This is a genomic window from Vibrio profundi, assembly GCF_005281835.1.
Classification (GTDB): Bacteria; Pseudomonadota; Gammaproteobacteria; order Enterobacterales; family Vibrionaceae; genus Vibrio; species Vibrio profundi.
Genome location: NZ_RZIS01000010.1, coordinates 40,136 through 59,901 on the forward strand (window position 1 = coordinate 40,136; position 19,766 = coordinate 59,901).

The 19,766-nt window shown below is 44.3% G+C and carries 17 protein-coding genes; 16 read left to right on the plus strand and 1 reads right to left on the minus strand.

The genetic code is table 11. From position 1 onward, the window contains the following. From hscA to ELZ11_RS19855, 14 genes are all read left to right on the plus strand, one after another. Positions 1 to 1,851, plus strand: a complete 1,851-nt coding sequence (gene hscA / locus ELZ11_RS19790; RefSeq protein ID WP_137359112.1) for a Fe-S protein assembly chaperone HscA — start codon at positions 1 to 3, stop codon at positions 1,849 to 1,851. 19 nt (positions 1,852 to 1,870) lie between these two features. Further along, positions 1,871 to 2,209, plus strand: coding sequence for an ISC system 2Fe-2S type ferredoxin (gene fdx, locus ELZ11_RS19795; RefSeq protein ID WP_137359113.1), 339 nt, complete (start codon positions 1,871 to 1,873; stop codon positions 2,207 to 2,209). A gap of 21 nt (positions 2,210 to 2,230) precedes the next feature. Beyond that, positions 2,231 to 2,431 carry a Fe-S cluster assembly protein IscX gene (iscX, locus tag ELZ11_RS19800; protein ID WP_137359114.1) on the plus strand — a complete coding sequence of 67 codons (201 nt, stop codon included), beginning with the start codon at positions 2,231 to 2,233 and terminating at the stop codon, positions 2,429 to 2,431. A gap of 201 nt (positions 2,432 to 2,632) precedes the next feature. Then, entirely contained in the window at positions 2,633 to 3,928 is a 1,296-nt protein-coding gene (pepB, locus tag ELZ11_RS19805) for an aminopeptidase PepB (RefSeq protein WP_137359115.1), read from the plus strand. Between the two features lie 62 nt (positions 3,929 to 3,990). Beyond that, entirely contained in the window at positions 3,991 to 4,422 is a 432-nt protein-coding gene (gene ndk, locus ELZ11_RS19810) for a nucleoside-diphosphate kinase (protein ID WP_137359116.1), read from the plus strand. 223 nt (positions 4,423 to 4,645) lie between these two features. After that, positions 4,646 to 5,764 carry a dual-specificity RNA methyltransferase RlmN gene (rlmN, locus tag ELZ11_RS19815; protein WP_137359117.1) on the plus strand — a complete coding sequence of 373 codons (1,119 nt, stop codon included), beginning with the start codon at positions 4,646 to 4,648 and terminating at the stop codon, positions 5,762 to 5,764. 413 nt (positions 5,765 to 6,177) lie between these two features. Beyond that, on the plus strand, positions 6,178 to 7,119 hold the full coding sequence (gene rodZ / locus ELZ11_RS19820) for a cytoskeleton protein RodZ (RefSeq protein WP_137359118.1): 942 nt from the start codon (positions 6,178 to 6,180) through the stop codon (positions 7,117 to 7,119). Positions 7,120 to 7,126: 7 nt separating this feature from the next. Further along, entirely contained in the window at positions 7,127 to 8,248 is a 1,122-nt protein-coding gene (ispG, locus tag ELZ11_RS19825) for a flavodoxin-dependent (E)-4-hydroxy-3-methylbut-2-enyl-diphosphate synthase (RefSeq protein ID WP_137359119.1), read from the plus strand. 68 nt (positions 8,249 to 8,316) lie between these two features. Further along, entirely contained in the window at positions 8,317 to 9,585 is a 1,269-nt protein-coding gene (gene hisS / locus ELZ11_RS19830; RefSeq protein ID WP_137359120.1) for a histidine--tRNA ligase, read from the plus strand. Positions 9,586 to 9,655: 70 nt separating this feature from the next. Further along, entirely contained in the window at positions 9,656 to 10,270 is a 615-nt protein-coding gene (locus ELZ11_RS19835) for a YfgM family protein (protein WP_137359121.1), read from the plus strand. Between the two features lie 22 nt (positions 10,271 to 10,292). Continuing rightward, complete coding sequence (gene bamB / locus ELZ11_RS19840; RefSeq protein WP_137359231.1) at positions 10,293 to 11,459, plus strand: outer membrane protein assembly factor BamB; 1,167 nt, start codon at positions 10,293 to 10,295, stop codon at positions 11,457 to 11,459. A gap of 158 nt (positions 11,460 to 11,617) precedes the next feature. Continuing rightward, positions 11,618 to 13,099: a ribosome biogenesis GTPase Der gene (gene der / locus ELZ11_RS19845; RefSeq protein ID WP_137359122.1), complete on the plus strand. Its 1,482-nt coding sequence runs from the start codon at positions 11,618 to 11,620 to the stop codon at positions 13,097 to 13,099. Between the two features lie 99 nt (positions 13,100 to 13,198). Continuing rightward, positions 13,199 to 14,074 carry an alanine--tRNA ligase gene (locus ELZ11_RS19850; protein ID WP_137359123.1) on the plus strand — a complete coding sequence of 292 codons (876 nt, stop codon included), beginning with the start codon at positions 13,199 to 13,201 and terminating at the stop codon, positions 14,072 to 14,074. A gap of 395 nt (positions 14,075 to 14,469) precedes the next feature. Continuing rightward, positions 14,470 to 14,697 carry a zinc ribbon domain-containing protein gene (locus ELZ11_RS19855; RefSeq protein ID WP_137359124.1) on the plus strand — a complete coding sequence of 76 codons (228 nt, stop codon included), beginning with the start codon at positions 14,470 to 14,472 and terminating at the stop codon, positions 14,695 to 14,697. Positions 14,698 to 14,787: 90 nt separating this feature from the next. Here the strand turns inward: ELZ11_RS19855 and xseA are convergent, their stop codons facing one another. Continuing rightward, positions 14,788 to 16,128 carry an exodeoxyribonuclease VII large subunit gene (gene xseA / locus ELZ11_RS19860; RefSeq protein WP_137359125.1) on the minus strand — a complete coding sequence of 447 codons (1,341 nt, stop codon included), beginning with the start codon at positions 16,126 to 16,128 and terminating at the stop codon, positions 14,788 to 14,790. A gap of 242 nt (positions 16,129 to 16,370) precedes the next feature. Between xseA and guaB the strand changes: the two genes are divergently transcribed. Further along, positions 16,371 to 17,834 carry an IMP dehydrogenase gene (guaB, locus tag ELZ11_RS19865; protein WP_061033280.1) on the plus strand — a complete coding sequence of 488 codons (1,464 nt, stop codon included), beginning with the start codon at positions 16,371 to 16,373 and terminating at the stop codon, positions 17,832 to 17,834. Positions 17,835 to 18,036: 202 nt separating this feature from the next. Next, positions 18,037 to 19,590, plus strand: a complete 1,554-nt coding sequence (guaA, locus tag ELZ11_RS19870; RefSeq protein WP_128161861.1) for a glutamine-hydrolyzing GMP synthase — start codon at positions 18,037 to 18,039, stop codon at positions 19,588 to 19,590. Positions 19,591 to 19,766: the final 176 nt, after the last annotated feature.

The window sequence follows — 19,766 nt, forward strand, 5'->3', positions numbered from 1 at the left end:
ATGGCATTACTTCAAATTGCAGAACCAGGGCAAAGCGCCGCTCCTCATGAGCACAAGCTAGCTGTGGGTATTGATTTAGGTACAACCAACTCGCTAGTTGCTTCAGTTCGAAGCGGTGAAGCGACTACGTTGGTTGATGAACAAGGTCGCAGTATTCTGCCATCGGTCGTTCATTACACTGCTGATTCACATACCACTGGTCATGAAGCTCGCGTAAACGCGCAAAGTGATCCGAAAAACACCATCATTTCAGTAAAGCGTCTAATTGGTCGTTCATTAACTGATATTCAGCAGCGTTACCCATCTCTACCATATCAATTTGAATCTAGTGATAATGGTCTTCCTGTTTTACAAACTGAGCAGGGCGCTAAAAACCCTATTCAGGTATCTGCTGACATTTTGAAGTCATTGGCAGAACGTGCTGAAGCCACGTTAGGTGGTGAACTTTCAGGTGTGGTGATTACCGTTCCTGCATATTTTGATGATGCGCAGCGTGCTGGCACCAAAGATGCGGCTCAGTTAGCGGGTATGCATGTATTACGTTTGTTGAATGAACCAACCGCGGCAGCAATCGCTTATGGGCTAGATTCTGGTCAAGAAGGTGTTATTGCTGTTTACGATTTAGGTGGCGGTACATTCGACATTTCAATTCTTCGCCTTTCTAAAGGTGTATTTGAAGTTCTTGCGACTGGCGGTGATTCTGCATTAGGTGGTGACGATTTCGATCATTTGATTGCGGATCATTTCCAACAACAAATTGGTTTATCTGAACTTACCGCTGAGCAAAACCGTGCGTTACTTGATGCAGCAACGGATGCAAAAATTGCATTGTCTGATGCTGATACGACTGACGTATCAGTACTGGGTTGGAATGGTTCATTAAGCCGTGAAGAATTTAATGACATCATTAAGCCTCTAGTTAAGAAGACACTGCTTTCTTGTCGTCGTGCATTAAAAGATGCGGATGTAGACGCTGATGAAGTTCTAGAAGTGGTAATGGTTGGTGGTTCAACACGTACACCGTTAGTTCGTGAAATGGTTGGTGACTTCTTAGGTCGCATGCCGCTGACTAGCATTAACCCTGATGAAGTGGTTGCGATTGGTGCGTCGATTCAAGCAGACATCTTAGTAGGCAACAAACCAGACTCGGAAATGCTGCTATTGGATGTTATTCCACTGTCTCTTGGTATTGAAACCATGGGTGGCTTGGTAGAAAAGATCATCCCACGTAACACCACGATCCCAGTCGCTCGCGCACAAGAATTTACCACGTTCAAAGACGGACAAACTGCAATGACAGTTCATACCGTTCAAGGTGAACGTGAGATGGTTGATGACTGTCGCTCATTGGCTCGTTTTGCTCTAAAAGGTATTCCACCGATGGCTGCAGGAGCAGCGCATATTCGCGTGACTTACCAAGTTGATGCTGATGGTTTGCTATCAGTGACAGCAATGGAGAAGAGCACAGGTGTCCAAGCTGAAATCCAAGTGAAGCCTTCTTACGGCCTAAGCGATGACGAAGTCGCGAACATGCTAAAAGATTCAATGACGTTTGCCAAAGAAGATATGCAAGCGCGTGCGTTAGCTGAGCAACGTGTAGAAGCCGATCGCGTTATCGAAGGCCTTATTGCAGCAATGCAAGCCGATGGTGATGAGCTACTTTCAGAAGATGAAAAGCAGCAATTATTGAAAGCAATTGAATCTTTAATCGAGCTTCGTAATGGCGATAGCGCGGATGCGATTGAACTCGGAATTAAAGATACCGACAAAGCAAGCCAAGATTTTGCTTCTCGTCGTATGGACAAATCGATTCGAGCAGCTTTGTCTGGTCAGTCTGTCGATAATATTTAATAGTTAGAGAATAGAAAACATGCCTAAGATTATTGTTTTACCTCATGAAGACCTATGCCCTGAAGGCGCAGTTTTAGAAGCAAAAACGGGTGAAACTGTTCTTGATGTTGCACTGAAGAACGGTATTGGTATCGAGCACGCGTGTGAGAAGTCATGTGCATGTACTACGTGTCATGTTGTTATTCGTGAAGGTTTTGACTCGCTTGAAGAAAGCGATGATCTTGAAGATGATATGCTTGATAAAGCATGGGGCCTAGAGATGGAATCTCGTTTAGGTTGCCAAGCAAAAGTGGCTGGCGAAGATTTAGTGGTAGAAATTCCAAAGTACACCTTAAACCTTGCGTCAGAAGATCACTAAAAACTGACTAAGGAAAGAATGATGAGCTTGAAATGGATTGACTCGCGTGACATCGCAATTGAACTGTGTGATTTGTATCCTGATACAGATCCGAAAACAGTTCGCTTTACAGATTTGCATCAATGGATTTTAGAACTCGAAGATTTCGACGATGATCCAAAGCACTCGAATGAGAAAATCTTAGAAGCGGTGATCCTGTGTTGGATGGATGAAATGGATTAACTTGTGGGTTTCAATCCACTTGGTTTCAAAACACAGCCAAGTTAACAATTCTTACTAAAAAAAGCGGACCATTTGGTCCGTTTTTTTATCAAAGTGACATTTTATCTCTACATAATGCTAACATCATCCAGCTAATAAAAAATAATCTAAACAACGCGCAATTACCCTCTATATGCGGTTGTTCTAAGACAAGGAGAAATCATGTCTACACAGATGTCTGTATTTTTAAGTCAAGAATCTGCCCAGCCTCAGTGGGGAGAAAAAGCTATTTTATCTTTTGCAGAAAATGGCACGACGATTCACTTAGGTGAAGGTCACGATCTTGGCGCGGTTCAACGAGCTGCTCGTAAGCTTGATGGCCAAGGCATTGCATCAGTATCACTAGAAGGCGACAACTGGGACCTAGAAAGCATTTGGGCTTTCCACCAAGGTTACCGTGGCCCTAAAAAGAAAAACTCAATGGAGTGGGCTCCATTGGCAGATGAGGCTCAACAAGAGCTAAAAGCACGTATTAAGTCGACTGACTGGACGCGTGATATCATCAACAAAACTGCAGAAGAAGTGGCCCCTCGTCAATTGGCAACCATGGCTGCTGAGTTCATTAAGTCGGTTGCGCCTGAAGGCACAGTGACAGCGAAAGTCGTGAAAGATAAAGACCTTCTTACCGAAGGTTGGGAAGGTATTTACGCGGTTGGTCGTGGTTCAGAGCGTACCTCTGCCATGCTGCAATTAGACTTTAACCCAACGGGCGATGAGAACGCGCCAGTTTACGCTTGTCTTGTGGGCAAAGGCATCACATTTGATTCAGGCGGTTACAGCATCAAACCAGGTCAGTTTATGACAGCAATGAAAGCTGACATGGGTGGTGCAGCGACAATTACAGGTGGTCTAGGACTTGCGATTGAACGCGGCCTGAACAAGCGTGTGAAATTGATCCTTTGTTGTGCAGAGAACATGATCTCTGGTCGAGCACTAAAACTGGGCGATATCATCACTTATAAGAACGGTAAAACGGTTGAGATCATGAATACCGATGCGGAAGGTCGCTTGGTACTAGCAGATGGTCTAATGTATGCGTGTGAGCACAACCCTGAGCTTATCATAGACTGTGCGACTTTAACTGGCGCGGCGAAAAACGCACTAGGTAACGACTACCACGCATTAATGAGCTTTGATGATGAATTGTCAGGCCAAGCACTGAAAGCTGCAAGCGAAGAAAAAGAAGGTCTATGGCCTCTGCCTCTAGCTGACTTCCACCGCGGTATGTTGCCATCTAACTTTGCTGACTTATCTAACATCAGCACAGGTGATTACACGCCTGGTGCAAGTACTGCCGCAGCGTTCTTGTCTTACTTTGTTGATGATTACAAGAAAGGTTGGTTGCACTTTGATTGCGCGGGTACATACCGTAAATCAGCAAGTGATAAGTGGTCTGCTGGCGCGACAGGTATGGGCGTAAGAACGCTGGCTCGCGTACTGACTGAACAAGCAAAATAATAAACGAAGCAGCCTATAAGGCTGCTTTTGATAATGACAATAATGAAGTGAAAGGAAACATTATGGCTCTAGAAAGAACGTTTTCGATTGTTAAACCTGATGCTGTAAAACGTAATCTTGTTGGTGAAATCTATCACCGTATTGAAAAAGCTGGCCTACAAATCATTGCTGCAAAAATGGTGCAACTGACTGAAGAGCAAGCAAGTGGCTTTTACGCAGAGCACGAAGGTAAAGAGTTCTTTGGTCCTTTAAAAGAGTTCATGACTTCTGGCCCAATCATGGTCCAAGTTCTTGAAGGTGAAAACGCGATTGCTCGTTACCGTGAACTGATGGGTAAAACGAACCCAGAAGAAGCGGCATGTGGCACTATCCGTGCTGACTATGCGATCAGCATGCGTTACAACTCGGTACACGGTAGCGATAGCCCTGAATCGGCAGCTCGTGAAATCGAATTCTTCTTCCCTGAATCAGAAATTTGCCCACGTCCTGAGTAAACAAACTGACATAGACTGTTTGATAAGGCCTCAATTTGAGGCCTTATTTTTTTGTGATATGGAAACGCAAATCGCTTTGAATGAAACTTGCAAAAGTTGTATGAATTTTATTCACTTTAAATTGAATGCCTTAACAAAAGCAGGGCCTTACAGGTCTTGTTGAAGGCGCGTAAAGGCTGTACAATTCGCGCCCTTATTTATCGTTCCGTCATTGAGAGGCATCATGACCACAACTAAAGTCAATCTACTCGATTTTGATCGTAAAGGTCTTCGTAAATTTTTCACAGAAGAGCTAGGTGAAAAAGCGTTCCGTGCAGATCAAGTCATGAAGTGGATCTACCATTTTGGTGCTGATGACTTTGAGCAGATGAATAACATCAATAAAAAGCTGCGTGAAAAGTTGATGCATAAGTGTGAAATTAAAGCTCCAGTTGTTTCTGAAGCACAGCACTCATCAGACGGTACGATCAAATGGGCAATGCGTGTTGGAGACCAAGACGTAGAAACGGTTTATATTCCAGATGGTGATCGCGCAACACTTTGTGTGTCGTCTCAAGTTGGCTGTGCATTAGAATGTAAGTTCTGTTCTACTGCTCAACAAGGTTTTAACCGTAACTTAAAAGTATCTGAGATTGTTGGCCAAATCTGGCGTGCATCTCGCGAAATCGGTTTAGAGAAAGAAACAGGCCGTCGTCCAATTACTAACGTAGTAATGATGGGTATGGGTGAGCCTTTACTAAACATGAAGAACCTAATGCCTTCATTAGAGATCATGTTAGATGATTTAGGTTTCGCCTTGTCTAAGCGCCGTGTAACGGTTTCAACTTCAGGTGTTGTTTCTGGTCTTGACCAAATGACGGACAACATTGACGTAGCGCTTGCGATTTCACTGCATGCTCCAAATGACAAGCTTCGTAGTGAAATCATGCCAATTAACGATCGCTGGGATATCGAAGATTTCCTTGCATCAGTTCGTCGTTATATTGCTTCTTCAAATGCTAACCGCGGTAAAGTAACGGTAGAGTACGTTCTGCTGGATCACGTCAATGATGACATGGACCATGCGCGTGAACTGGCTGAGTTAATGAAAGATACGCCTTGTAAAATTAACTTAATTCCATTTAACCCGTACCCAGGTTCACCATACAAGAAACCAAGTAACTCTCGTATTGACCGTTTCCAAAAAACGCTTATGCAATATGACTATACCGTCACGGTACGTAAAACACGTGGTGACGATATTGACGCAGCATGTGGACAGTTGGTCGGTGACGTTATCGATAGAACGAAACGAACTAAACAGAATGCTTCAGGGGAAGCCATCCCAGTAAAAACTGTTTAAGTGAATCATTTAACAAGCCGGAAGATAATCTTCTGGCTTGTTTGCTTTTGGGCTTTTTTGAACACTTCCCTCACGAATACCCACTTATTTCGTCAATTTTTGGACAAAAGCTTGAGCTAACTGTAAATTTTGTTGAAAGAGTTTTTGTCTTGCATAGCCATTGGCTTATGATGAGACTACCTTAGTTGTAAGCTAAGACTTAGTTAATTACTTAATGTGCACGTATTGTCTATTCAGGTTGGCTACCCGCTGGGTGCTGAGGTTCTTCGAATCTTAGCTTCACTTCAGAAAACGCTATTGGCACGAGTAATTGAAAGTAATTTCACACCTATTGCGCTTTGATTGAACGAAAAATAAAGAAAACAAAAAGAAATTGTCGAGTAAGCGCAGTAACACAAAGAAGTTCGAACCCTATGAACACTGAACAAGATAACCCAACACCTCAAGAATTTACGCAGCCTGAAGCAGGCACTATTTTAAAGCAGAAACGTGAATCGCTTGGCCTGACTCAAAAACAAATTGCAGATCGCTTGAAGTTACGTGTCTCTGTTATCGAACAAATCGAAGACAATCAATTTGAAGTTGAGCAAGTGGCAACCTTCACCCGTGGTTACTTACGTTCGTACGCAAAATCGGTGAATTTGGATGAGAAGATTGTTCTAGATGCATTAGATCACGCTGGCGATGCTCAACATCAAGAACAAGAAATGCAAAGCTTCTCTCGCAAAACCAAAACAGAGAAACACAATAGCCGCATTATGGGGATCACATGGGGGATTTTCGCGGTTATCGTCGGCATATCGTCACTATGGTGGTGGCAAAATCAGCAGCAAGATACTCTGTCACAATCACTGGCCGCATCGTCTACAGAAACTGAGGTGATAGCGAATGAACCAGAAGTTGATACTTCAATCATCGAAGAAGTAGTGGCCCCAGTTATTCCTAGTGAAGAAACGGTCGATATCGTATCTATAGAGCCTGTTGAAGAAGTTCCTGTTGAAGTTGTGGAAGAACCACAACCAGAGGTAGCAGCTGTCGTTACTGAAACGGTGACAGTAGACACACCAGAAATTGTTGAAGAACCTGTTGCCGTAGAAGAAGTGGAAACTTCGACTATCGCGAATGAACTAGCGATGCAGTTTTCTGCTGATTGCTGGATTCAAGTAAAAGATGCGACAGGTAAAACATTATCTACTGGCATTAAAAAAGCCGGTCAAAGCCTAAAATTATCTGGAACGGCACCGTATAAAGTGGTGTTAGGCGCTCCAGAAGGCGTATCAATGACATTTGCAAGTGAACCTGTCGACCTTTCTGGGTATACTTCAGGCAAAGTAGCAAGAATCACCTTACCTTAGAGCTAATATGCAACACGAATCTCCAATTATTCGTCGCAAATCGACCCGCATTTATGTGGGCGATGTGCCGATCGGTGATGGTGCACCTATCGCTGTGCAATCCATGACCAACACACGAACAACAGACGTTGCGGCGACTGTTGCTCAAATTAAAGCACTCGAAAATGTTGGTGCTGATATTGTGCGTGTATCTGTTCCTACTATGGATGCAGCAGAAGCGTTTAAGCAAATCAAACAACAGGTTTCGGTACCGCTCGTTGCGGATATCCATTTCGATTACCGTATCGCGCTAAAAGTGGCTGAGTATGGTGTGGATTGTTTGAGAATTAACCCTGGTAATATCGGTAATGAAAGCCGAATTCGCAGTGTCGTTGATTGTGCTCGTGACAAGAATATCCCAATTCGTATTGGTGTTAACGGTGGTTCTCTTGAGAAAGACATCCAAGTTAAATATACCGAGCCTACGGCAGAAGCATTAGTTGAATCTGCAATGCGTCATGTTGATATCCTTGATCGTTTGAACTTTGACCAATTTAAAGTCAGCGTGAAAGCTTCAGATGTATTCCTAGCGGTAGGTTCATATCGTTTGCTAGCTAAGCAGATTGACCAACCTTTACATTTAGGCATTACAGAAGCAGGTGGCGCACGTGCTGGAGCGGTTAAGTCCTCTGTTGGCCTTGGTATGCTGTTGGCTGAAGGTATCGGTGACACATTACGTATTTCTTTAGCGGCAGATCCTGTTGAAGAGATCAAAGTTGGTTTCGATATCCTGAAATCTTTGCGTATTCGCTCGCGTGGTATCAACTTCATCGCTTGCCCGAGCTGTTCTCGCCAAGAGTTCGATGTTATTAACACCGTAAACGCGCTTGAAGAGCGTTTAGAAGACGTCATTACTCCAATGGATGTTTCTATTATTGGCTGTGTTGTGAATGGCCCTGGTGAAGCTGAAGTTTCCCACTTAGGTCTAGCGGGTAGTAACCGTAAGAGTGCGTTTTACGAAGATGGCAAACGTCAAAAAGAGCGTTTTGATAACGATGACCTCGTAAACCAACTTGAAGCTAAGATTCGAGCTAAAGCCTCTGTGCTGGATGAAGCGAATCGCATTGATGTACAAAACTTAGAAGATTAATTGAATCTCAGCGATCACCTCTACAATCTAGAGCATGTCAGTCGCTGAGATCTTACGGAATTATTATCGTGGCAAAAAATATCCAAGCAATTCGAGGCATGAACGATTGCCTTCCAACTCAATCTCCACTTTGGCAAAAAGTGGAAGGCGCAGTTAAAAACGTTATCAGTGCATACGGTTATAACGAAGTTCGTATGCCGATCGTTGAAGAAACCAACCTATTCAGCCGTGCAGTAGGTGAAGAAACTGATGTAGTTTCAAAAGAAATGTACACTTTTGATGATCGTAATGGCGATAGTCTAACGTTACGTCCGGAAGGTACTGCAGGTTGTGTACGTTCATGTATTCAAAACAGCCTTATCAATCGTGATGAGCAGCGCCTATGGTACATGGGACCAATGTTCCGTCACGAACGTCCTCAAAAAGGTCGCTACCGTCAATTCCACCAATGTGGTGTGGAAGTGTTTGGCCTAGACGGTCCAGACGTTGACGCAGAACTTATCATGATGACTGCGCGTCTATGGCGTGAGCTAGGCATCGACAAGCACGTTCGTCTAGAGCTGAACTCAATCGGTTCTACTGAAGATCGCGCAAACTACCGTACCGCACTTGTTGCTTTCCTAGAACAGCACATTGATGTGCTAGACGAAGATTGTAAACGTCGCATGCACACTAACCCGCTTCGTGTACTAGATACTAAGAACCCAGACGTTCAAGCTATTTTAGGTGATGCACCTCGTCTATCTGAATATCTTGGTGAAGAGTCACAGCAACATTTTGCAGGTTTGTGTGAACTTCTTGACGCCGTTGGCATCGAATACCAAGTTAATGAGCGCTTAGTTCGTGGTTTAGATTACTACAACCGCACAGTATTTGAGTGGATCACTGACAGCCTTGGAGCACAAGGTACAGTGTGTGGCGGTGGCCGCTATGATGGTCTTGTTGAGCAACTTGGTGGTAAAGCAACATCGGCAGTTGGCTTTGCAATGGGCCTAGAGCGTCTAGTACTGATGATGGAAACGTTAGAGCTAACAGAAGTTCGTCGCAGCGTAGACGTGTATATGGTTGCTGCTGGTGAAGGTACTATGATCGCTGGTATGAAGCTGGCGAATCAATTACGCGATAACGTTAAAGGCGTTCGTGTAATGAACCACTTCGGTGGCGGCAACTTCAAGAAGCAATTCAAACGTGCCGACAAAGTAGGTGCGGTGATAGCACTAGTACTTGGTGAAAACGAAGTCGCTGACAACACCGTTGTACTAAAAGATTTGGTTGGTGGTGTGCAAGAAACCGTGTCTCAAGCGGAAGTTGCAGAGAAAGTCGCTGCGCTAATCTAACGATAAGCCAATAGAAATTTAAAGCGGTAGAAGGTTCTATCGCTTTGCAAAGAATTGAAGAGGACAGGAAGTGGAACTTTACGATACTGAAGAACAACAAGTTGAAGCCATTAAAGATTGGTGGAAAGAGAATGGTAAAGCCGTGATCTTTGGTGCTGTGGTTGGTTTAGGTGGCTTATTTGGCTGGCGTTACTACCAAGATTCAGCGATTGAAGCTCGTGAAGCTGCATCTGAACAATACACTTCAGCGATGGAAAGTTTAGCGGCTCAAGGCGTGGATGCGCAGGCAGCAGTGCAAACCTTTATTGATGGCAATAGCAAGGCTGAGTACTCAGTACTGGCTGCTATGCAATTAGCTAAAGTTCAAGTTGAAGCCGGTGAGCTAGAAGCTGCACTTGAACAGCTTCAGTGGGCAAAGGCGAATACCAAGGATGCGGCATTGGCTCCACTTGTTTCCTACCGTGTTGCTCGAATTCAAGCAGAACAAACTCAATTTGATGCAGCGCTCGCTGAGCTTGCAACCATTACAGATGAGTCTTGGAAAGGTCGCGCAGCCGAGCTACGTGGTGACATTTTGCTTCGTCAAGGTGATCAAGACGCAGCTTACAGTGCTTACACTGAAGCTCAGCAAGCAAGCGATGCTAGCCAAGCGTTACAAATTAAACTAGACGATCTAGCGAAATAAGGGCTAACTCTAAATGAAGAGCATGTTCCATAAATCGTTAGTTAAAAAAGCGATGGTTTGCGCGGCAGCCGTTGGTGTACTTGCTGGTTGTGCCAGTGAAGAAGACACCATCATTATGGCGCCAGTGCCAACCGTATCTAGTGAATTCACTCCAAAATCTGAATGGTCGACCTCAATCGGAAATGGGGTAGGGCATTACTTCTCTAAGTTGACTCCGGAATACGCGTACGACAAAGTCTTCATCGCTAGTCGTGACGGTATGGTAAAAGCGCTTGATCCTGAAACAGGTAAAGAGCTTTGGAGTAATGACTTAGAACGTGAAGTGTATGCACGGCTCTCTGGCGGACTAACAGCGGCATACGGAAAAATTTTCGTTGGTAACGAAAATGGTGAAGTGATTGCGCTGGATGAGTCAACTGGTGAAGAGCTATGGCGTGTCGTTGTAAATGGTGAAGTGCTTGCGGCACCGGCAACGGACAACAACTTAGTTATTATCAACACTAGCCGCGGAATGTTAATTGCGCTTGATCAGACTAGTGGAGAACAGAAGTGGACAATAAGCACTGAGGTTCCTAGCCTGACACTGCGTGGCGATAGCGCTCCAGTCACCGTTTCTGGTGGTGTATTTTGGGGAACGGCTAATGGTCGTCTAGCTGCAGCAATTGTTGAACGTGGACAGCTTATTTGGCAGCAACCCGTTGGTACTCCAAAGGGCGCGACAGAAATTGATCGCCTAGTCGATGTCGATGCTTCACCTGTAATTTTGGGTGGCACACTTTACACTATCGGTATTAACGGTCAGCTGATTGGTATTGATCTACGTTCAGGTAAGCCAACGTGGAAGCGTAATTACTCTTCGGCGATAGATATGGCCAGTGATGGTAGCCGTTTATTTGTTGTGACAGACAAAGATCATTTAGTCGCTGTTGATGCACGCAGCGGTACAGAACTTTGGAGCACTGACAAGCTTGAGCATCGTTTACTTACTGCACCTTCAATTATTGATGGTTATGTTGTAGTAGGCGATACCGAAGGCTATCTACACTGGTTAGATCGTTCTACGGGTGAATTTGTTGCTCAGCAGCTTGTTAATGATAGCGGTTTCGCTGTTGGTCCAGTTGCATTATCTGATGGTTACTTAATCGTTACTCGTAATGGCGATGTAAAGAAACTGACGATTAGCCAATAAAGCGTGATATAATTCACAATCGGCTCCTGGTTGGTAACAGCCAGGAGCCGTTTTATTGAGATAAATTGATTAATCCATGTGGTTATAGGTAAAAATTTAAGCTTGCTGGCAAGTGTTTACCTATAACTACATTAAGAAAAGAAATTGTAGAGGTTGTTATGGTACCTGTTGTTGCTCTAGTAGGGCGTCCGAACGTAGGTAAATCTACGTTGTTTAACCGATTGACTCGAACTCGTGATGCATTGGTTGCGGATTTCCCAGGCTTAACGCGTGACCGTAAATATGGCCAAGCTCAGCTTGGTGAACACGAATTTATTGTGATTGACACTGGTGGTATCGACGGTACTGAAGAAGGTGTTGAAACAAAGATGGCTGAACAGTCATTAGCTGCGATCGATGAAGCTGATGTTGTCCTGTTCATGGTAGATGGTCGTGCAGGTTTAACACCTTCTGATGAAGCGATCGCCGCGCACCTACGTAAAATCGAAAAGCCTTCGATGCTTGTGGTAAACAAGGTTGATGGTATTGACGCTGATGCTGCGAGTGCTGATTTCTGGCGTTTAGGCGTAGACGATATGTACCAAATTGCTGCTGCTCATGGCCGTGGTGTAACTGCGCTAATTGATTTGGCTTTGAACCCTTTTGCAGAAGCCCTAAAAGCTGAGTCTGGTGAAATCAACGACCTAACTGAGTTTGAAGATGAAGAAGCAGAGCAGCTGGATTTCACAGAAGAAGAAGCGGAAGCAGAATTCAAGCGCCTTCAAGATCAGCCGATTAAGCTGGCAATCATTGGTCGTCCAAACGTGGGCAAATCAACACTGACTAACCGAATTTTAGGTGAAGAACGTGTAGTGGTTTACGATATGCCTGGTACGACTCGTGACTCTATTTATATCCCAATGCAGCGTGACGAGCGTGAATACGTACTGATTGATACTGCGGGTGTTCGTCGTCGCAAAAACATTAATGAAACTGTTGAGAAGTTCTCGGTAGTTAAAACGTTAAAAGCGGTTGAAGATGCTAACGTCGTGCTATTAGTGATCGATGCTCGTGAAAACATTTCTGATCAAGACCTAAGCTTACTTGGCTTTGCATTGAACGCAGGTCGTTCAATCGTTATTGCGGTTAACAAGTGGGATGGATTAGATAACGATGTGAAAGAGCGCGTGAAGAAAGAGCTAGATCGTCGTTTAGGCTTCGTGGACTTTGCACGTATCCACTTCATTTCTGCCCTTCACGGTACTGGTGTTGGTCACTTGTTTGAGTCGGTAGAAGAAGCATATAAATCTGCGACGACTCGTGTTGGTACATCTGTTCTGACTCGAATTATGAAAATGGCAACAGACGATCACCAACCACCTATGGTTCGCGGCCGACGCGTGAAGCTGAAGTATGCGCACGCTGGTGGCTATAATCCACCTATCGTCGTTGTACACGGTAACCAAGTACGTGAGTTACCAGATTCATACAAGCGCTACTTGATGAACTACTACCGTCGTTCATTGGAAATTATGGGTACACCGATCCGTATTCAGTTCCAAAACAGTGAGAACCCGTTTGAAGGTAAGACTAACAAACTGACTATCTCTCAAGAGCGTAAACGTAAGCGCATGATGAGTATGATGAAAGGTCGTAAGTAACCTTTAACAACATTTGAAAATACCCAAGCTTCGACTTGGGTATTTTTTTAAGTAAAATTTGTACCAACTGATAATTAAAAATAAAGACAACGGGCAGCAATGAAAGTATCAGCAACTAAAACACAATTTTGTCACCAGACTTGGTCATCAGAAAGCCATATACAACTGCTAAAGCGCCAGGAAGGCGTGACTTATGTCGTAACTGAAAATACGCCATTTCACCCTGTTAGCCATATATGGCCAGATCACCCGGCCGATAGAGGCCACGGAGAAGTAAGTGGTCAACAGTACCCAGTTATCGATTGTTTAGTAGGTGCGGTTGAGCTGGAAAGTGGTGAGCTTTATGTCGGGGAATCAATCCCTGTTAAGCGTGATGCTGAAGGGTGGGTATTCGTGGTGGTGCATTGCTTGTCCGCAGATTTAACGGTTACTGCCGATACTTCGATCAAGTGGGTTGTTGACCAAGATTATCAAGAGAGTTTGAGCCGAGGGCATAGTGCCGGCCATTTCGCATTTTTGGCTCTAAACAAAGTACTGGCTGAGCAATATTGGCGTAAAGATGCAGATCGTAAAGACTCATTAGGGCATTATGACTTCAACAGTTACGCGCAAGAAACCAGCTTCGTTACGCCAGACTTGTGTACCGATACTTATAGGCTAGGAAAAACGTTGAAAAAGCGTGGCCTTAACGTAGCGGATGTATTGGCTGATTTAGTTGAAATAGAGCGAAAAGTGAATCATCAGCTGGAAATGTGGTTTGACGATACAATCGACGTGAATATGCGTCTGGAAGGTGAGTCGCTAACTGACTCTCGTTACTGGGAATGTGAAATACGAGAAGCAGGATCCGTATCGATTCCTTGTGGTGGTACACACGTTAAATCCACTGCAGAGCTAGGTAGAATAAGGGTTTGTTTGACTCAATTAGATGCGCAAAACATTCAAATGCAGACGCATGTAGATGGAAAATCGTAAATTACTCTAATTGTTACAAAATCCTGTTTTATTGTTTTGGTAACCATTATGCGACATTTTGTTTTGATAAAAATCCAAATGCAGCATATGTAACTTATGCTTTCGGGGTGTGGTGATATAAATATTCTTTTAAGGGTAGATCGCTGATCAAAGAAGATAAAGCAAAAGATCAACTTATGATCTTTTTGAGTGGTTAGCTCTGGTTAGCCCTTAATTTGAAAGTATTGCGCATAGATTTGGCAAGGATCAAGGTCTTAATGCCGAATGAAGTTAAAGTGGTGTAATGGTGCTCTAGGAGGACTTATATGACAGTATTGCGCATAGATTTGGCAAGGATCAAGGTCTTAATGCCGAATGAAGTTAAAGTGGTGTAATGGTGCTCTAGGAGGACTTATATGACAGAAAACCAATGTCCTAAATGCAGCCAAACGCTATCATGGGATGGAAAGTATTTTTGCATTTCCTGCGACCAACATTATCGAAAACAGGCATTTTGTCCTGACTGTGATGCTGAATTGGAGAAACTACAGGCGTGTGGTTCTGCGAGCTATTTTTGTAATGGTGAGTGCAACGAGCTTAAGTCTAAGTCGCGAGTAAAGTTCGAGTTCCAAGCTGCGGACTAACTTTTTACTGAGTTTTCTTATTAGATACAAAAAAGCCCTGTCGATTATCGATAGGGCTTTCTAGTGTTTAACGTTCGAATTAGTTCTAAACTAGCTCTTAGTTACTCTTGCCGTCACTTGCGACTCAATCACGCCATCTTCAACTTGAGTGGTGATCACTTCACCGACTTCGACATCGTTAATTGATGATACAGTCTTGCTCGATGCTGAATGAGTAATGCTGTAACCACGTTTTAGGGTTGCCAGTGGACTAACGGTCTCTAATTTCTCGGCAGCCATCGCAAGCTGGTGGCGAGTGGTAAGGAGTGTTTTATCCATCGCATCTAATAGCTTTTGCTCTGAACGCTGCAGATGCAATTTTTGTTCACCCAAACGCTTAACTGGCGAGTTCAACTGAAGTTGATGCTGCTTACGTTCGACACGCTGTGCATGCTGCTTTAGGTATTGAGCCATACCGCGACGCAGACGCATGTCTAGATCATCCAGCTGCTGACTCTGCTTTTGCAGTTGGTAGCTAGGATGCTGTCTTTCTAAGCGGTGTTTCAATGCTTGAGTCGATTGCGCTTGCTTAATTAAAACATGGCGAATCGCACTCACTAAGCGAGCACGTTTAGAGGCGAAAGCTTGCTCTTTATGACTGTTGTCACGGCTAACCAATTCAGCGGCTGCTGATGGAGTAGGGGCACGCATATCGGCAACGAAATCGGCGATAGTGACATCCACTTCGTGGCCGACGGCGCTGATGATCGGGATCTGGCTTGCAGCAATAGTGCGAGCAACGATCTCGTTGTTGAAGCACCATAGGTCTTCTAATGAACCGCCACCACGGCCCACGATTAACACATCACACTCATTGCGCTCATTGGCACGTCCAATCGCCTGAGCAATCTGAATCGCCGCTTCTTCGCCTTGAACCATGGTTGGGTAAACCACAACAGGCAATGAAGGGTCACGCCTTTTCAGCACATCAAGAATATCAAACAGTGCAGCGCCAGTTTTAGAGGTGACAACACCAACACGTTTTGGGTGTTCAGGAAGAGCTTGTTTAGTCGATTGAGCAAATAGACCTTCAGCAGCAAGGTTCATCTTTAGCTTTTCAAACTCTTGCTGAAGCTTACCGTCACCTTCTGGCTGCATGCTTTCGATGATCAGTTGATAGTCACCACGTGGTTCATAGAGAGATAGGCGAGCTTTAACTAATACTTGATTACCGTTTTGAGGCTTAAAGGTGACTCGGCGGTTGTTACCACGAAACATGGCACACTTAACTTGAGCGCGAGAATCTTTAAGGGTGAGGTACCAGTGACCAGAGACAGGTGCAGAGAAGTTTGAGATTTCACCAACGAGCCAGACTATTCCCATTTCGTTTTCTAATAGGAGACGAACCTCTGAGTTGAGGCGAGAAACAGTAAAGATATTTGGATTAGTCATAGAAGCACTATCTTTCCTTGAAGGAAGGTCTTTCTTGGAATCTCACAGGGCGTGAGTATGGAAGATAGCGGCAATATAATACATATCAAGGGGGTAAATGCAAATTAAAAATACAAAAATGTGTAGCCAAGCGATTTCCCCGTGCGTATAATCCCTCCGCAATATCTAATCCAAAGCACTTCATTATGCGAAACGATGAAGTCGGATTTTTCTTTCTACTCCTCAATTGTGAGATATTGCAAATGCTAAGAATTGCCAAAGAAGCGCTGACATTCGATGACGTACTACTCGTGCCAGCTCACTCCACTGTTCTCCCAAACACAGCTGATCTTCGCACTCAGTTGACTAAAAACATTTCACTGAACATCCCTATGATTTCTGCGTCGATGGATACCGTGACGGAAGCTCGTCTGGCTATCGCACTCGCGCAAGAAGGTGGCATTGGCTTTATCCACAAGAACATGTCTATCGAGCAACAAGCTGAAATGGTTCGCCAGGTTAAAATTTACGAAGCAGGCGTGGTTTCTCACCCTGTAACTGTAAGCCCTGACGCAACGATTGCTGACGTTGTTGCCCTGACTGAGAAGCACGGTTTTGCTGGCTTCCCTGTAGTGACTGAAACAAACGAACTGGTTGGTATCATTACTGGCCGTGACGTTCGCTTTGTAACAGACCTTTCTAAGAAAGTTGACGTAGTAATGACGCCTAAATCGCGTCTAGCTTCTGTTAAAGAAGGTGCAACTCGCGAAGAAGTTCAAGAGAAAATGCACGAAGCACGTGTTGAAAAAGTACTTGTTGTAAATGATGACTTCCAACTAACTGGAATGATCACTGCAAAAGACTTCCACAAAGCAGAACGTAAACCAAACGCTTGTAAAGATGAGCGCGGCAGCCTACGTGTAGGTGCAGCTGTTGGTGCTGGTGCTGGTAACGAAGAGCGTGTTGCTGCTCTTGTTGAAGCTGGCGTAGACGTTCTACTTATCGACTCTTCACACGGTCACTCTGAAGGCGTACTTAACCGTATCCGTGAAACTCGCGCTGCATACCCAGATCTACAAATCATCGGTGGTAACGTAGCAACTGGCGCTGGCGCTCGTGCTCTTATCGAAGCGGGTGTAAGTGCAGTTAAAGTTGGTATCGGCCCTGGTTCTATCTGTACAACTCGTATCGTTACTGGTGTTGGTGTTCCTCAAGTAACAGCAATTGCAGACGCAGCGGAAGTTGCAAACGAATACGGTATTCCAGTAATCGCAGATGGCGGTATCCGTTTCTCTGGTGATATCTGTAAAGCTATCGTTGCTGGCGCATCTTGTGTGATGGTTGGTTCAATGTTCGCGGGTACTGAAGAAGCACCAGGTGAGGTTATCCTTTACAACGGTCGTTCTTACAAGTCTTACCGTGGTATGGGTTCTCTTGGCGCGATGTCTCAAGGTTCTTCTGACCGTTACTTCCAATCTGACAACGCTGCAGACAAGCTTGTTCCAGAAGGTATTGAAGGTCGTATCGCATACAAAGGTCGCCTAAAAGAGATCGTTCACCAACAAATGGGTGGTCTACGCTCAAGCATGGGCCTAACAGGTTCTGCGACGATTGAAGACATGCGTACTAAAGCTGAGTTTGTTCGTATCTCTGGTGCGGGCATGAAAGAATCTCACGTACACGATGTTCAAATCACTAAAGAAGCACCTAACTACCGTTTAGGTTAATAATACGTCCAAACGTTTGAATAATGTGCTGATTAAGTCGGCACATTATTTTATCTAAAGCCTGTTTTGTTTAGAGAGTGATTCTCACAAAACATCGACTTACAGATAACCAACGAAAACGTTTGCTTTATTTCTTGAAGAGTTAATCAGAGGTGAGTAAACTCGCCTCCGTTTGATCACATAGCCAATAAGACTGCTTAAAATGACTAAAAATATTCATGACCAACGTATTCTAATTCTAGACTTCGGTTCTCAATACACACAGCTAGTTGCTCGTCGTATTCGTGAGATCGGTGTTTACTGTGAACTTTGGAGCTGGGACGTAGACGAAGCGGATATTCGTGAATTCAATCCAGACGGTATCATCCTATCTGGTGGCCCTGAAAGTGTAACGGAAGAGAACTCTCCACGCGCACCTCAGTACGTGTTTGATTCAGGTGTACCTGTATTTGGTATCTGCTACGGCATGCAAACTATGGCTGAGCAACTTGGCGGTAAAGTAGCAACGTCTACTGAGCGTGAGTTCGGCTACGCAGCGGTACAAGTGACTGGTGAATCAGCACTGTTCGCTGACCTTGAGTCAACTCAAGATGTTTGGATGAGCCACGGTGACAAAGTGGTTGAGATCCCATCTGATTTCACAAAGATCGCTGAAACAGACACTTGCCCATACGCAGCAATGGCAAACGAAGAGAAGAAATACTTCGGTGTTCAATTCCACCCAGAAGTAACACACACGAAGAACGGCCTGAAAATGCTTGAGAACTTCGTTCTTAACGTTTGTGGTTGTGAAGGTCTGTGGACTTCAGCTTCAATCATTGAAGATGCAGTTGCACGTATTAAAGAGCAAGTAGGTGACGACGAAGTTATCCTTGGTCTTTCTGGTGGTGTTGATTCATCAGTAGTTGCAATGCTTGCTCACCGCGCTATCGGTGACAAACTAACATGTGTATTTGTTGATAACGGCCTACTTCGTCTGAACGAAGCTGAGCAAGTTATGGATATGTTCGGCAACAAGTTTGGTCTAAACATCATCAAAGTAGACGCTGAAGATCGTTTCCTAGAAGCGCTTAAAGGCGAAGCTGAACCAGAAGCTAAGCGTAAGATCATCGGTCACGTATTCGTAGATATCTTCGATGAAGAGTCTAAGAAACTGACAAATGCTAAGTGGCTTGCTCAAGGTACTATCTACCCAGACGTAATCGAGTCTGCTGCATCTAAGACTGGTAAAGCGCACGTAATCAAATCTCACCATAACGTTGGTGGTCTTCCTGATGATATGGAAATGGGCCTTGTTGAGCCTCTACGTGAGCTGTTTAAAGATGAAGTACGTAAGATCGGTCTAGAGCTAGGTCTTCCATACAACATGCTTTACCGCCACCCATTCCCGGGTCCAGGTCTAGGTGTTCGTGTTCTTGGTGAAATCAAGAAAGAGTACTGTGACTTGCTACGTCGCGCAGATGCTATCTTCATTGAAGAGCTTCACGCTGCAGACCTTTACCACAAAGTATCTCAAGCATTCACGGTATTCCTACCAGTACGTTCAGTTGGCGTAATGGGCGATGGCCGTAAGTACGATTGGGTTGTATCTCTACGTGCAGTAGAAACGATCGACTTCATGACTGCTCACTGGGCACACCTACCATACGACTTCCTAGGTAAGGTATCTAACCGTATCATTAATGAAGTAGATGGTATTTCACGTGTTGTTTACGATATTTCTGGTAAGCCACCAGCAACTATCGAGTGGGAATAATAACCGCTGATCATATGAATATGTGCTAATAACATACTCATAGATTGAAAGCCTCAAACTCTGTTTGGGGCTTTTTTGTTATTTGGATCAAGTGTTTGTTTCTTTTGTATAACAATGAAATAGAATTTATAAATTAAACCAAGTCAGTCGCATTTATTTATAATTAGTATCTGTTG